11 protein-coding genes are annotated in these 15,351 nt (G+C 59.6%); 6 read left to right on the top strand and 5 right to left on the bottom strand.

Annotation, left to right across the window (positions count from 1 at the left end; all coding sequences use genetic code 11):
- Nucleotides 1-8 precede the first annotated feature (8 nt).
- From sufC to ACQZ5Y_RS12860, 3 genes are all read right to left on the bottom strand, one after another.
- A complete protein-coding gene (sufC, locus tag ACQZ5Y_RS12870; RefSeq protein WP_003507958.1) occupies nucleotides 9-764 on the bottom strand; it encodes a Fe-S cluster assembly ATPase SufC in 756 nt (251 codons plus the stop codon).
- 72 nt (nucleotides 765-836) lie between these two features.
- Nucleotides 837-2,306: a Fe-S cluster assembly protein SufB gene (gene sufB / locus ACQZ5Y_RS12865; RefSeq protein WP_003507956.1), complete on the bottom strand. Its 1,470-nt coding sequence runs from the start codon at nucleotides 2,304-2,306 to the stop codon at nucleotides 837-839.
- Between the two features lie 200 nt (nucleotides 2,307-2,506).
- Complete coding sequence (locus ACQZ5Y_RS12860; protein WP_174049674.1) at nucleotides 2,507-3,676, bottom strand: cysteine desulfurase family protein; 1,170 nt, start codon at nucleotides 3,674-3,676, stop codon at nucleotides 2,507-2,509.
- A 211-nt stretch (nucleotides 3,677-3,887) separates the two neighbouring features.
- Between ACQZ5Y_RS12860 and ACQZ5Y_RS12855 the strand changes: the two genes are divergently transcribed.
- Nucleotides 3,888-4,565 carry an alpha/beta hydrolase gene (locus tag ACQZ5Y_RS12855; RefSeq protein WP_003507952.1) on the top strand — a complete coding sequence of 226 codons (678 nt, stop codon included), beginning with the start codon at nucleotides 3,888-3,890 and terminating at the stop codon, nucleotides 4,563-4,565.
- A 237-nt stretch (nucleotides 4,566-4,802) separates the two neighbouring features.
- Here ACQZ5Y_RS12855 and ACQZ5Y_RS12850 read toward each other — a convergent pair whose 3' ends face one another.
- On the bottom strand, nucleotides 4,803-5,924 hold the full coding sequence (locus tag ACQZ5Y_RS12850) for an anhydro-N-acetylmuramic acid kinase (RefSeq protein WP_174049676.1): 1,122 nt from the start codon (nucleotides 5,922-5,924) through the stop codon (nucleotides 4,803-4,805).
- A 150-nt stretch (nucleotides 5,925-6,074) separates the two neighbouring features.
- On the opposite strand from ACQZ5Y_RS12850, the gene tyrS reads away from it, so the two are divergent.
- Nucleotides 6,075-7,328, top strand: coding sequence for a tyrosine--tRNA ligase (gene tyrS / locus ACQZ5Y_RS12845; RefSeq protein WP_003515978.1), 1,254 nt, complete (start codon nucleotides 6,075-6,077; stop codon nucleotides 7,326-7,328).
- Nucleotides 7,329-7,373: 45 nt separating this feature from the next.
- Here tyrS and ACQZ5Y_RS12840 read toward each other — a convergent pair whose 3' ends face one another.
- Nucleotides 7,374-10,757 carry a YhdP family protein gene (locus tag ACQZ5Y_RS12840; RefSeq protein WP_065660808.1) on the bottom strand — a complete coding sequence of 1,128 codons (3,384 nt, stop codon included), beginning with the start codon at nucleotides 10,755-10,757 and terminating at the stop codon, nucleotides 7,374-7,376.
- Between the two features lie 118 nt (nucleotides 10,758-10,875).
- On the opposite strand from ACQZ5Y_RS12840, the gene ACQZ5Y_RS12835 reads away from it, so the two are divergent.
- The 4 genes from ACQZ5Y_RS12835 to ACQZ5Y_RS12820 all read left to right on the top strand — a co-directional run bounded on the left by ACQZ5Y_RS12835 (nucleotide 10,876) and on the right by ACQZ5Y_RS12820 (nucleotide 15,328).
- A complete protein-coding gene (locus ACQZ5Y_RS12835; RefSeq protein WP_013636380.1) occupies nucleotides 10,876-11,343 on the top strand; it encodes a peroxiredoxin in 468 nt (155 codons plus the stop codon).
- Nucleotides 11,344-11,357: 14 nt separating this feature from the next.
- Nucleotides 11,358-12,188, top strand: coding sequence for a ferritin-like domain-containing protein (locus ACQZ5Y_RS12830; RefSeq protein ID WP_111782431.1), 831 nt, complete (start codon nucleotides 11,358-11,360; stop codon nucleotides 12,186-12,188).
- Between the two features lie 89 nt (nucleotides 12,189-12,277).
- A complete protein-coding gene (locus ACQZ5Y_RS12825) occupies nucleotides 12,278-13,594 on the top strand; it encodes a peptidoglycan DD-metalloendopeptidase family protein (RefSeq protein WP_174049677.1) in 1,317 nt (438 codons plus the stop codon).
- Nucleotides 13,595-13,813: 219 nt separating this feature from the next.
- A complete protein-coding gene (locus tag ACQZ5Y_RS12820) occupies nucleotides 13,814-15,328 on the top strand; it encodes a DEAD/DEAH box helicase (RefSeq protein WP_019567097.1) in 1,515 nt (504 codons plus the stop codon).
- Nucleotides 15,329-15,351: the final 23 nt, after the last annotated feature.

Below are 15,351 nucleotides of genomic sequence, written 5' to 3'. Positions count from 1 at the left end.
CCTCTGGCTTAGGCCGCTTCACCGATGATGTCGGCGTAACCATTGTTTTCCAGCTCCAGCGCCAGGGCCTTGTCGCCCGAACGGATGATCTTGCCCTTGTAAAGAACGTGAACGCTATCAGGCACGATGTAATCGAGCAGGCGCTGGTAGTGGGTGATGACGACAGTGGCGCGATCCGGCGACTTCAGCGCATTGACGCCATCAGCCACGATCTTCAGCGCGTCGATGTCGAGGCCGCTATCGGTTTCGTCGAGAACGCACAGCTTCGGCTCCAGCAGCGCCATCTGCAGGATTTCGGCGCGCTTCTTCTCACCGCCGGAGAAACCAACGTTCAGCGGACGCTTCAGCATGTCCATGTCGATCTTAAGATCGCCGGCAGCTTCCTTGACGCGACGGATAAAGTCCGGCGTCGTCAGCTCGGCCTCGCCGCGCGCCTTGCGCTGCTCGTTCATAGCAACCTTGAGGAACTGCATGGTGGCAACACCGGGAATTTCGACCGGATACTGGAAGGCCAGGAAAATACCCTTGGCAGCGCGCTCGGCGGCATCCAGTTCCAGAATGCTTTCGCCGTTGTAGAGGATGTCCCCGGAGGTGACTTCATAGTCTTCGCGGCCCGACAGGATGTAGGACAGCGTCGACTTGCCGGAACCGTTCGGGCCCATGATGGCCGCAACTTCACCGGCAGCAACCTTCAGGTTGAGGCCCTTGATGATCTCGGTTTCGGTATCGGCGATCTTTGCGTGCAGGTCGATGATTTCAAGCATGGTTTTATCCTAAGAATAGTGTGAGCGAAGGTGCGCGAAACCGCGCACTCAAAGTGCGTATTCGTATGACGATCAGCCGACCGAACCTTCCAGCGAAATGCCGATCAGCTTCTGCGCTTCAACCGCAAACTCCATCGGCAGCTGCTGGATGACATCCTTCACGAAGCCGTTGACGATCAGTGCGATGGCCGACTCCTCGGGAATGCCGCGCTGCAGGCAATAGAACAGCTGGTCTTCGGAAATCTTCGACGTGGTCGCCTCATGCTCGAAATGAGCAGACGAGTTCTTCGCCTCGATATAGGGCACGGTATGCGCGCCGCACTTGTCGCCGATCAGAAGCGAGTCGCACTGCGTGAAGTTGCGCGTGTTGGTCGCCTTGCGGTGAGCCGAGACCTGCCCGCGATAGACGTTTTCCGAGAAACCGGCGGCAATGCCCTTGGCGATGATGCGGCTCGACGTGTTCTTGCCGAGATGGATCATCTTGGTGCCACTGTCGATCTGCTGATGGCCGTTGGAAACCGCGATCGAATAGAATTCGCCACGGCTGTCGTCGCCGCGCAAAATGCAGGACGGGTATTTCCAGGTGATGGCCGAGCCGGTTTCAACCTGCGTCCACGAAATCTTCGAACGGTTGCCACGGCAATCGCCGCGCTTGGTCACGAAGTTGTAGATGCCGCCCTTGCCGTCCTTGTCGCCCGGATACCAGTTCTGGACGGTGGAATATTTGATTTCGGCATCGTCGAGTGCCACCAGTTCCACCACGGCGGCGTGAAGCTGGTTCTCGTCGCGCTGCGGCGCGGTGCAGCCCTCCAGATAGGAGACGTAGGCGCCCTCTTCGGCGATGATCAGCGTGCGCTCGAACTGGCCGGTGTTCTTTTCGTTGATGCGGAAATAGGTGGAAAGCTCCATCGGGCACCGCACGCCCTTCGGCACGAACACGAAGGAACCATCGGTAAAGACGGCCGAGTTCAGCGTTGCGTAAAAATTGTCGGTCTGCGGCACGACCGAGCCGAGATATTTCTTCACCAGATCAGGATACTCGCGCACGGCTTCGGAGATCGACATGAAGATCACGCCGGCCTTTGCCAGTTCCGCCTTGAAGGTGGTGACAACCGAGACGCTGTCGAACACGGCATCCACGGCCACACGACGATTTTCCACGCCGGCCAGGATTTCCTGTTCCTTCAGCGGAATGCCCAGCTTCTCGTAAACCTTCAGCAGCTCCGGATCGACTTCGTCCAGCGACTTCGGGCCGGGCGTGCTTTTCGGTGCGGCATAATAATAGAGATCGTTGAAGTCGATCTTGGGGTAGCTGACGCGCGCCCATGTCGGCTCTTCCATCGTCAGCCAGCGCTTGTAAGCCTCAAGACGCCATTCCAGCATCCATTCCGGCTCCTGCTTCTTGGCCGAGATGAAGCGGATCACCTCTTCCGAAAGGCCCTTCGGGGCCTTGTCGACTTCAATTTCGGTTTCGAAGCCGTATTTATACTGGTCCACATCGATCTGGCGAACCTGATCGATCGTTTCCTGAACCGCTGCCATGTCGTTCTCCAATCTCGCCGGAGCCAAGGTCCGGTGGCTTGTCAACGTATCAAGGCGGATAGCCGCCTTCATCCATCTTCGGGCAAATAATCCGGGCCCGTATAAACGGGGCGGAGCTTATACCCATGTAAGTGCGGGATGGCGCTTTTCACACATCCCGGCAAGCGGAAAATTGCTATTCCGCAATTCTTTGCCGCATTTTAAGCGGCCTGACCGGTCAGCCTGCGCCGCCCGGCAATTTTCGTAAAGGCTGCGAGCGCGTGCTCGATATCCGCCTCATCAGTCGCATGACCAAGGGAAATCCTGAGTGCGCCAAGCTTGGGATCGCGTCCCATCGCCGTCAGCACATGGCTTTCACCCACCTTGCCGGACGAGCAGGCCGAACCGGCCGAAAGCGCAATGCCTTCGATATCGAATGCAATCTGGCCCGTTTCCGCCTTCAAACCGGGCAAGGTGAAAAACGTGGTATTGCCGACACGGCCGACATCCTCACCGTAGATGATCACGTCAGGCGCGACTGCCCGCATGCCGTCTTCCAGCCTTGCGCGCAGTGCTGCAAGACGCGTCGCTTCGGTCTCGAGGTTTTGCGCAGCAATAGCGGCGGCGGCACCGAAACCGATGACCGACAGGGTATTTTCAGTACCGGAACGATGTCCCTTTTCCTGACCGCCACCATGGATCAGCGGCTTTGGCATCATCACCTCGCCGCGGGACACCAGCGCCCCCGCACCCTTCGGACCACCAAGCTTATGGGACGAGATCACAAGGAAATCGGCATCCAATGCATTGATATCGAGCGGAACGCGGCCGGCAGCCTGTACGGCATCGACGACCATCAATCCCCCAGCTGCATGTGCAAGCCGCGCCGCTTCAGCCACCGGCTGAAGAATGCCGGTCTCATTATTGACCAGCATGCAGGCGACCATCGGCAGACCAGTGGACTTGTCGTGCGCTGACAGCAGCGCCTCAAGGGCCGCAAGATCGATGACACCCGCTGACGTAACGGGAATTTCCGCAACGTCAGCCTTGTCGAACCGGCCTCCTTCACGAAAAGCGGGGTGTTCGATCGCCGAAACGTAAAGACGACCATAGCGTACGGGAGCGCGCCCCATCTTGAATTCAGGCGAAAGCACCAGATTGGCCGCTTCGGTCGCACCGCTCGTAAAGGTCACATGCGACGCCTGGGCGCCGCAGACCACAGCAACGTCACGACGCGCGGCCTCGACGGCCGCACGGGCTGCGCGCCCTTCCCGGTGTACGGAGGACGGATTACCCGTGATATCGAGAGCGCGGACAAGAGCATCCCGCACGGCAGGCAAAAGCGGCGCCGTGGCGTTCCAGTCCATATATGTGCGCGTCAAAACCGTCATCGCGGAAAAGCTTCGCTCAATCTTCCATGCGCCAAAACGCATTTTTCTTGAAATTACAGTTGCGCTTGCCTTATGACACGGTCCGAGTGCTTAAGCACACGCAAAGTTTCGAATTATTCTAAACTGCGTTCTAGAAAAGATGACACAGTTCGTCAAGTCTTCTCGTCGGAAGAATGCGGTTGGAGAATGAAAAAACACGACCGGAGTACCAATGCCCGAAGTCATTTTTAACGGCCCTGCGGGTCGCCTCGAAGGCCGTTATCAACCCTCCAAGGAAAAGAGCGCGCCGATAGCGATCATCCTTCATCCGCACCCGCAGTTCGGCGGCACGATGAACAACCAGATCGTTTATCAGCTCTTCTATCTTTTCCAGAAGCGCGGTTTCACGACGCTCCGGTTCAACTTCCGCTCCATCGGCCGCAGCCAGGGCGAGTTTGACCATGGCGCCGGCGAGCTTTCCGATGCCGCATCCGCTCTCGACTGGGTGCAGAGCCTGCATCCCGATTCGAAAAGCTGCTGGGTCGCCGGTTATTCCTTCGGCGCCTGGATCGGCATGCAGCTTCTGATGCGCCGTCCGGAAATCGAAGGTTTCATGTCGATTGCGCCGCAGCCCAACACCTACGACTTCTCTTTCCTCGCCCCCTGCCCGTCTTCCGGCCTCATCATCAATGGCGACGCCGACAAGGTCGCGCCTGAAAAGGACGTGAACGGTCTGGTCGAAAAGCTGAAGACCCAGAAGGGCATCCTCATCACCCACCGCACCCTTCCCGGCGCCAACCACTTCTTCAACGGCAAGGTTGATGAGCTGATGAGCGAATGTGAGGACTACCTCGACCGCCGCCTGAATGGCGAACTGGTTCCGGAACCGGCAGCGAAGCGCATTCGGTGATTTAGGAGCGCAGCTTAGGTCAGTGTGATCTACCTACGATGATCGACGGCGGGCTTGGCTGCACCCCTCTGCCCTGCCGGGCATCTCCCCACAGGTGGGGAGATCAAATCGTGGTCACCTCCCGACGATCTTTAACGTAGCGACTCAGGCGGAGAGCAGGCGCCTGGCCAATCTCCCTCCTTGTGGGGGAGATGCCCGGCAGGGCAGAGGGGGGTGAGCCAGGCCCGCCGTCGTCTATTACGCCCTGACCAAAACCCCACCCGTAACCGGCTCATTCACACCGGTCGTCCCCGGATAGGTTAGCGGCAGCCCCTTCAGCGATCGCACCGCCAGATAGGCCCAGGCCTCCGCCTCCATCGCCCCGCCGTCGAACCCCGCCTCTTCCGCCGCGATTACCCGCGCACCCTGCTTGGCAGCAAGGCTCGCAAACTCTTCCATGATAACAGGATTGAGCCGCCCGCCGCCGCAGATCACATAGGTCTTAGCCGCTTCCGGCAGATAGCTCGCCGATTTGAGGATCGCGGCACCCGTCAGATGCGACAGCGTGCGTGCGCCGTCCGCCAGCGAAACCTCGCCCTTTTGCGGCGGCACGAAATCGCTGCGGTCAAGCGAGCGGCGGATATTGGCCGAGAAGAACGGGCTTTCCATGTAGCGCGTCACGAGCGAGGTAACGACGCTGCCGCCCGCCGCCGTCCTGCCGCCCTTGTCGAAGGCTTTGCCCGTATGGGCCTCGATCCACTGGTCGATCAGCATATTGCCGGGACCGCTGTCGAAAGCCGCAAGCCGCCCTGCCTCGCCGATATAGGTGAGATTGGATATGCCGCCGATATTGACGAAGACGGCGGGCGTTTCGAAGCCTTCAGGCAGATTGGCGGAGAGCGCCATGTGGTACGCAGGAATGAGCGGTGCGCCCTGCCCGCCATGCACCATGTCGTTGGCACGCATGTCGTAAACCACATCGACACCGGTTTCCTCGGCCAGAAGCGCGCCGTCGCCGATCTGCACGGTCAACGCCTCATCCGGCCGATGCAGTACCGTCTGGCCATGAAAACCGATCACGTCTATATCGCTGGCTTCAAGCCGGTGGCGGTGGAGGAAGGATTTGACTGCCGCCGCATGGGCAAGCGTCAGCTTGCGTTCCGCATCCGCGAGGTCACCCGGACGCTCGCGCCGTTCGCGAATGGCTTTGGCCGTAACCAGCGCCTTCTGCCACGTGGCGCGCAGGCCCGGATCATAGGGGAAATAACCGCTCGGCCCATGCCGGACCACGTTTTCGCCATCCGTGCGCAACAGGGCGATATCGATGCCGTCCATCGATGTCCCGCTCATCAGCCCGATTGCCGTTTTGACCTCGCCCACGCGCTGCTCCCTTTCAATATCGAATCATGCGGAGATGAATCGCCGTTATTCATGGCCGAAACGGGTGCACTTTTCAAAAAACAATGGTAAAGCCCCCCGCGTTCATTGACAGACAATGACGGCAAAGGTCCAACCAGAAAGAAAAAGGTTATGTCCAGGTTCAAGTCCGATTTCCTCCGCACGCTCGATGAGCGCGGCTTCATTCACCAGATCTCCGACGAGTCGGGTCTCGACGAACTGTTCGCCAAGGAAACCGTGACCGCCTATATCGGCTATGACCCGACGGCCTCCAGCCTGCATGTCGGCCACCTCACCCAGATCATGATGCTGCACTGGATGCAGAAGACCGGTCACCAGCCGATTTCGCTGATGGGCGGCGGCACCGGCATGGTCGGCGATCCCTCCTTCAAGGAGGAGGCCCGCAAGCTGATGACGATCGACATGATCGAGGACAACATCACCTCGCTCAAGCACGTCTTCGCCAACTACCTCGATTACGATCGCGCGGAAAATCCGGCACTGATGATCAACAATGCCGACTGGCTGCGTGGGCTCAACTACCTCGAATTCCTGCGCGACGTCGGCCGCCACTTCTCGGTCAACCGCATGCTTTCCTTCGACAGCGTGAAGACGCGCCTCGACCGCGAGCAGTCGCTGTCCTTCCTCGAATTCAATTACATGATCCTCCAGGCCTACGATTTCGTGGAGCTGAACCAGCGTACCGGCTGCCGCCTGCAGATGGGCGGCTCTGACCAGTGGGGCAACATCATCAACGGCATCGATCTCGGTCACCGCATGGGGACACCGCAGCTCTATGCGCTGACCTCCCCGCTTTTGACCACCTCTTCGGGTGCGAAGATGGGCAAGTCCGCGTCCGGTGCCGTCTGGCTCAACAAGGACCTGCTGCCGGTCTATGATTTCTGGCAATACTGGCGCAATACGGAAGACGCGGACGTGGTTCGCTTCGCAAAGCTCTTCACCACGCTGCCGATGGATGAGATCGCACGCATCGCCGCCCTTGGCGGATCTGAGATCAACGAGGCGAAGAAAATCCTTGCAACGGAAGTGACGGCCATTCTGCATGGCCGTGCCGCTGCCGAAGAAGCTGCCGAGACGGCGCGCAAGACTTTCGAGGAAGGCGCGCTTGCTGAAAACCTGCCCTCCATCGAGGTTCCGGCATCCGAACTCGATGCTGGCGTCGGCGTCCTGTCGCTCATCGTCCGCGCCGGCCTTGCCGGCTCGAATGGCGAAGCCCGCCGTCACGTTCAGGGCGGCGCGGTAAAGATCAACGACAAGGGCGTATCCGACGATCGCCAGATGATCGGTTCCGCCGAGATCACCGGCGATGGCATCATCAAGCTTTCGGTTGGCAAGAAGAAGCACGTTCTCGTTCGCCCGGCGTAACACCCGCGCAAATCATCAGATGAAGGGCCGCGGAAGCGGCCCTTTTTATTGAAACTCGAAAATCTGCCTGAAGACGCCAGGCGCTATCAGCGACAGCGGGTTTATAGTCAGCTTCGGCTGGTCCGTCTGGCCGGAAAGCTTGAAGGTAATGCCGAGCAGACCGCGGTCTCGGCCGTTGCCGAGGAAGATGCCGATGAAAGGCAACTCGCCGAACAGCCGGTTCAGGCCATAGGCGGGCATGAAGGTGCCTGTCATGTCCATACGGCCGTTCTGGTCTTTCAGCAGGCCCTGGAAGGTCGCACCGATCTGTTCGCCGCGCACCACGCCGTTTTCCACCGCAACCGAGCCGTTGACGTAGACGAGCCGGGCAAAACCGCGCTGGAATTTCTCCGAGCTGACATCGATATTGCGGCGGACCGCCGTGTTGAGGCTCCGGCCGTCATCGCCCGTCGGCGTGGCGACGATATCCTGAAGCTTCGCTTCGTTGACAACGGCGAAATTGCGCAGATCGAGCGAACCGCTCCAGTCGCTGCCGTTGACGGTCGAGAGTGCGAGATTGAGAAGACCACCGCGAATGCGGGTGTAGATATTGGTGAAACGGGCAAGAGAACCGGCATCGCTGCTGGTAAGCGTCACGGTTCCCGTCGCGCCGCGATTGGTCGTCTGCGCCACAACCGCCTGCCCCCTGCCGGTGACGCCGCGAAAATCAACCGAACGGACCTTGCCGTCACGCACACTGACATCGGCACTGACATTGGAAAGGATCTCGTCATTGAAGCCGTAGACCTTGTCGAGTTGCGCCTTGATGGCAAGGGACGGCTGCGAACGCGATGTGCCGTCACCTGCCCCCGAGGAACTGCGAAGCTTTGAGAGGAAAGGCCGGAGATCGGCAGATTTTCCCGAAGCGTTGATGCTGTATCCGTTTTTGGAGGCAGTGACGGCGACGGCGTAATTGTCGGAAGGTGACAATTGCACGCGGCTGAGATCGGCGGAAATCAGCCCGTTCTTGGTGAAGGTGACATCTCCGGCCGCGCCGAAGCCGTCCCCGGTTAGGGAGAAATCACTGATCGTCGTGCGGCCATCGCTGGTTTCCAGGGTAAAGGTCGCTTTTGCCGGAATACCGACGCCCTTGCTCCATCCAAGCCCCGGCAGAATGATAGACGCCTTCGCCAGATCGAGCTGTATCTCCTGACTTTTCGTATCCGCGCCATCGATTTCCACAACGGTCGTGCCGCCAAGGACCGTGGAAAGCTCCGGTGCAAGCTTGGCGACCTGCGTCTCGTTCAGGGTTGCTTTCAGCGACAGCGTTGGAGCAACGTCGCTATTCTTGCGCACCGGCTCCGTCATCTCGATAGACATCGGCACATCGTCCACCCGGCCCTTGCCTTCAAGCTTGAGCTGCCGGTCGTTGATGGACATGAAACCGTCAAGCGCGGTCACCTTGCGGCCGGCAAACGGCTTTGTCAGCGACAGGTTCTTCAGATCGAGATCGGCCGTCCACACCGGCGGCGGCGGATTTTGGCTGGAAAGCATGCCGACGGTCAGCTTTGCATTCGCCGTCACGTCGCCCGTGAAGTCATCCGGCTTGAACTGCGTATCCTTGAGCGCATTGATAGGCTTCAGCGTCGCAAGCTCCGCCACGGCATCGGCCGAGCCCGAAACGTTCAACTCGAGATTCCCAAGCAGGGGCTTTGCATAGACGTCGGACATGGAGAACCGGCTGTCCTCCAGCGCAAGCGACCGATTGGAGGCGAAATAGGATGTCGCGTTCTTGAGATCGACATTCATCCGGCCGCCGACGAGATTGAAATGCGCATCAACGTCGCGCAGCGGAGGAATGTCGCCGGTGGTATTGAGACGCGTACCGTCGATATCGAAGCGGATCTGCATTTCGCTCTCGCCCAGCACCAGCGGGCAACCGGGACCGCACATCCGTCCCTGCGGAATGAAGATCGCAATCGAGCCGTTCGTGACCGTGCCGCCATAAAGATTGGACACCACCCACTCGCGCGGCTTGTGCGCCATCCAGAACGGCCAGAGCTGCTTGACCGCCGTGGCCTCCATCTTGGGAATCTGTCCGGCGAAACTGATTTCAGGCGAGCCCTGGCCGAAGCGGATTTTCAGCGAGCCTGCCATGTCTCCAAGCGGGCCGGTAACGTATAGCGAGGGTACCTCGAGCTGCCTGGTCGCGACATTGAATTGCCCGTCCGCCTTCAAGCTGAAAGGAACGGGGTCTTCGCCAGAGGCTTCGGCCGAGGCAACCGCATTGTCGATCCGCAGCGAAAGACCGAAGCCCTCTTGGGTATCCGTGATTTCCCCAGTGACCGGAATAGCCGTTCGCCCAAGGTCGATCCGCGAATTCCCAATAACAAGACTGCTTTTCTGAAAATCGTAGCGCGCATTGACGGTGCCGGCCGTGAAGGGCTGAGCCTCGCCGCCGATAAGAAGCATTCCATTGCCCATGCCGAGCGAGATTTCCAGCCGCGGCTCATGTCCGGGCATGGAACGCCGGGCGAGGATGCTGACACCGGTCTTGACGTTCAGCCCCTCATGAAGATTGCCTTCAGGATCGAATTTTTCCAGAAAAGGACCGATGTCGAAACCGTCGATGCGCGCGTCGAAACCGTCGATCACACCGCCTGATCCCGATGTCTTTAGCGACAGGCTGGCGATTTCGCCGTTAAACAGCGTTTCACCCTCAAGCGAATATCCGCCCTGCTGGTCAGGGGTCAACGAAAGTTCACGCACTTCAACGACGCGTGGCTTGCCGGCTTCGCTCGGTGGCAAGTGGATCGAAACGCTGGAAATATCGATTTCCTCGGTTCCGCTGCTTAAAAACGCCTGCGCCAATTTGTCCAGCTGGGAAAACGCCGCCTGCAACTGCTGCGGCACCGCGTCCAGCCGGATGCTGGCGAGATCGAAACCGTTACCCTTGGGCAAAAGGGCCGTATCGAGTTCCATCCCGTCGGCCTCGAGGCTTTGCACGGAGACGCGTCCGGTCAAAAGCGCTAGCGGATCGAGCGCCATGCCGATAGCCCTTGCCCGGCTCAAATGCTGGCCGGATTCCTTCTCGACGATATCCACATCCTCGGCCACCAGCGCAAGCCGCAGCCCGGTCGAGAACCTGATGGCCGAAGAACCGATTCGCGCGCTGTAGTGGGGTCCGAGCGCCCGTTCGAGCGCCTGCTGCGCCTGGCTGGAAAGGGCATTGTCGATCGATCCGGTTTCGACGGAGACAATGATGCCGCCGATGGACAGGAAGGCCAGTACGAAAAGAGCAGCGAAAATCTTGATGAGAGCACGCGCCATGGAGCGCGGCGCCGGGCAATGCACGATGAGAGGATCTTCGGCCTGCGCCGAAGGAAGATCATGCAGCGCAACGATATCGCGCTTGCTGAACTTGACCTTTTCACCCCTTACTTCAGCCATACGCCCGTGTTTGCCCCTGAATAGCTTTTGTTTCGCCTCAACACTGGACGACGCCCGGTTTCGCTATATATCGAATGTGGCGACTTTCACTCAACATCCCGGCGAAAGAAAGATGATTATGACAGAACTGACGATTGGCAGCCCTGCCCCGGATTTTACTTTGCCCCGCAACGGTGAAGGAACGGTGACATTGTCCGGCCTGCGAGGCAAGGCGGTCGTTCTCTATTTCTACCCGAAGGACGACACATCCGGCTGCACCGCCGAAGCGATAGATTTCAGTGCCCTTGGCGCGGAATTCGAGGCCGCCAATACTGTCGTCATCGGCATTTCCCCTGATAGCGTCAAAAGCCACGACAAGTTTGCTGCAAAGCACAAGCTTTCGGTGATGCTGGCCGCCGACGAGGAACGGAAGGCGCTCGAGGCCTACGGCGTCTGGAAGGAAAAAAGCATGTATGGCAAAAAATACATGGGTGTCGAACGCACCACCGTCCTCGTAGCACCTGACGGTACGATCGCGGAAATCTGGAACAAGGTGAAGGTTCCGGGCCACGCACAGGCCGTTCTCGACGCCGCACGGAAGCTCTGAGAGACGCCCCTGTCGTGACGCCCACCTTCAGGATCATCTCGCTGCGCGGCGGCGCCACCGAGGCGATTGCCTGCGCCGATCTCGACAGAAAAACCGCACTGGCGCAGGAAACGGCGACACGATGGTTCGAGCGCCGCCTGTCGCTGCGCTCCCCCCTAGATCCACCCCTGCCCGAACGTCCGGGCAGGCCGGATAAACCGGAACTCGTTCCGCCGACCGCCGTGGAGCGCCGCTCCCTCCACAGCGTCAAGGGTCGCATAGCGCTGCTGCACGCCATCGCCCATATCGAGCTGAACGCCGTTGACCTCGCGCTCGACATCGTCGCCCGTTATGCCAGCGAGCCGGTGCCGCATTCCTTTTTCAACGGCTGGATGCAGGTTGCCTTCGAGGAGGCGAAACATTTCCGGCTGGTGCGGGAAAGGCTGCGAAACCTCGGCGCGGATTACGGCGATCTGCCAGCCCATGACGGGCTCTGGCAGGCGGCGAATTCAACCCGCAACGACCTCACCGCGCGGCTCGCAGTCGTGCCGCTCATCCTCGAGGCGCGCGGACTGGACGTGACGCCCTCCCTGCAGGCGAAGATGCGCGAAACCGGAGACCTTGAAAGCGCCGCCGTTCTCGATGTCATCTACAATGACGAAAAGGGCCATGTCGCCATCGGCGCCAAATGGTTTCGCTTCCTGTGCGCCCGCGAAAAGAAGGACCCGGCAGCAACCTTCAGGCAACTGGTACGTGCCAATTTCCGGGGACCGCTGAAACCGCCCTTCAACGACCTCGCCCGCGCCGAAGCCGGGTTGACGCCATCCTTTTACCGCTCCCTCACCGCTGTGAGCAACAGCAGCTGACGCCCGCAGCCCGGCGCATGGTGCAAAACTTCGTTAACCTTAACGAAGTATGATTTCCTGTGAGAAATCGGCCAGTCCGGAGAGAGATTTTGACTGATACAGCGGAAAACCGGGTATTCGGCAAAAAGCGGCAGCAGCACGTTCTGGTGCTGGCAAGTGGTGACAAGGTCCGGCACATGACGATCCGGCCTTGGATGACGGCGCTTGCCGGCTGCACGATCGGCCTTTTCTCGCTCGGTTATCTGGGCGCCACCGGCTATCTCATCCTGCGTGACGACCTGATCGGCGCGACCATGGCGCGCCAGACCCGCATGCAGCACGATTACGAAGACCGTATCGCCGCGCTGAGGGCGCAGGTGGACCGCGTTACCTCAAGACAATTGCTCGACCAGCAGGTGGTTGAAAAGAAAGTGGAAAAACTGCTGCAACAGCAGGCGGCACTCACGTCCAGACACGGGCGCATGAGCGAATTGCTGGAGCGCGCGGAAAATTCCGGCATCGCCGCCTCCACGGCCACGGCCCCCATTCCAACCGCGCCCTCCTCGCTCTCGAACGCGATGGCACCCGAAAAACGCGCCGATCTGACAGGTGGCCTCTCAGCCATAGAAAATCTGATGGCGCCCCGCCCATCGCAGCCGGAAAAGGCAGCCGGAACCGACAAGCGGGCGTCCTATGTGCCCGAAAACGGCGAAACGCCTTCCGACCGCGCCGACCGCGTGTTTTCCAAGGTCACGCTGTCGCTGAAGGATATCGAACGCCAGCAGATATCACGGATAGCCAGACTGACCAGCGACGCCGAAGACAAGGCGAGCGCGATGCAGGATATCATCCGGCAGGCGGGTCTGAAAATCGACGAAAGTGGCACGGACGGTGTCGGCGGCCCCTATGCGGACCCGCAGGGGAATGAAACCGATCCCTTCAATATGTCTCTGACCAATCTAGACAATGCGCTCAACCGGCTGGATATCGTGAAGGAAACCGCAACCGCCCTGCCCTTTGGCAATCCGGCCCCCGGCAGGGCGATCACCAGCCGATTCGGAAACCGGCTCGACCCTTTCCTTGGACGGCCTGCCTTACATACCGGCATCGATTTTCGCGCCGAAACAGGCGCCGACGTCAAGGCGACGGGCGCTGGAAAGGTGACGGTTGCTGAAAATTCCGGCGGCTACGGCAATATGGTCGAGATCGATCACGGCCAAGGCGTATCGACGCGATACGGCCATCTCTCCACCATTCTGGTCAAAGCCGGCGACAAGGTGGAGGCCGGCGACATCGTTGGCCGTGCTGGCAGCACCGGCCGCTCCACCGGTCCGCACGTACATTACGAGGTCCGCCGCAACGACACGCCTGTTGATCCGATGCGGTTTCTGGTCGCCGGGGCCGAGCTTAAAACCTATCTCAAATAGCAGTCCGATTTTAACGCTTTTTTCGCCCTTTTTGCGATAAATCGCCCGAAACCGCGTCCAAGGCTCAAAAGCCTCGCCAACGTCTCGCCGTTTCGCGCGCATTTCCGGTTGTTTCCTTGACTTTCTGGCAATTTGGGCATATCCCCGCGCCAAGTCTTTGCAAGTGTCGCAGCGGCACGCAGGTATTCTTACCGAACCAGAACGGAAAAAGTTCTTCCTTTGACAACATTCTCTGATCTTGGCCTGAGCCAAAAAGTTCTTTCCGCTATTGCAGATGCCGGCTACACGACGCCGACACCAATTCAGGCTGGCGCAATTCCGCCCGCTCTCGAAAAGCGTGATATCTGCGGTATCGCACAGACCGGCACGGGGAAAACCGCATCCTTCGTTCTGCCGATGCTCACACTGCTGGAAAAAGGCCGCGCACGCGCCAGAATGCCGCGCACGCTGATCCTCGAGCCGACCCGCGAACTGGCGGCTCAGGTAGCCGAAAACTTCGAGAAATACGGCAAGAATCACAAGCTGAACGTCGCCCTTCTGATTGGTGGCGTTTCTTTTGAAGATCAGGACCGCAAGCTTGAGCGCGGCGCCGATGTTCTCATCTGCACGCCCGGCCGCCTTCTCGACCATTGCGAGCGCGGCAAGCTCCTGATGACCGGCGTTGAAATCCTCGTGATCGATGAAGCCGATCGCATGCTGGATATGGGCTTCATTCCCGATATCGAACGCATCGCCAAGATGATTCCCTTTACCCGGCAAACCCTGTTCTTCTCGGCCACCATGCCGCCGGAAATTCAGAAGCTTGCCGACAGGTTCCTGCAGAACCCGACCCGTATCGAGGTTGCCAAGCCCTCCTCCACGGCAAAGACCGTTACCCAGCGCATCGTCGCTTCGCACAACAAGGACTATGAGAAGCGCGCTGTCCTGCGCGATCTCGTCCGTGCCGAAGAAGCCGAACTCAAGAACGCGATCATTTTCTGCAATCGCAAAAAGGACGTTGCCGACCTCTTCCGTTCGCTGGATCGTCACGGCTTTTCCGTCGGCGCGCTGCATGGCGACATGGACCAGCGTTCGCGCACGACCATGCTGCAGAACTTCCGGGACGGTCAGCTGACGCTGCTGGTCGCTTCCGACGTTGCAGCCCGCGGTCTTGATATTCCCGATGTCAGCCACGTCTTCAACTTCGACGTTCCCATTCATGCCGAAGACTATGTCCACCGCATTGGCCGTACCGGTCGTGCTGGCCGTTCGGGCAAGGCCTTCACACTCGTCACCAAGAGCGATGCGAAATATCTCGACGCGATCGAAAAGCTGATCACCGAGAAGGTCGAATGGCTGAACGGTGACCTGTCCTCCCTCCCCGCGCCCATGGAAAGCTTTGAAAGCAATACCGGCCGCCGGGGCACCAAGGAACGTGGCGGCAGAGGCCGCGACAGAAACCGTCGCGATGCACCTGCATCGCCGGTAGAAAACATCAATCAGGGTGCACAATCCACCACTGTGGATACGGACATCGCGGCTCACGGAGAAGACAAGGTGAAGGCAGAACGCAGACCGGAAAAGACCCCGCGCAATTCCGAGCGCAACAGCCGCAACCTGAACCCGCTGCACGCCAATGACGACAACCGCGACCGTCGCCGCCATTACCGTGACCATGACGATGGTCCGACGCCTGTTGGTTTCGGCGATGACATTCCCGCTTTCATGCTGATCGTGGCCAACGCCAAGGGCTGAGCCCCGACGGCCTGACGCAGGAA

The organism is Agrobacterium sp. A3-95 (assembly GCF_053521785.1).
Note: the sequence above shows the minus strand (reverse complement) of the source record. Positions and strands in the feature narration are given on the sequence as shown.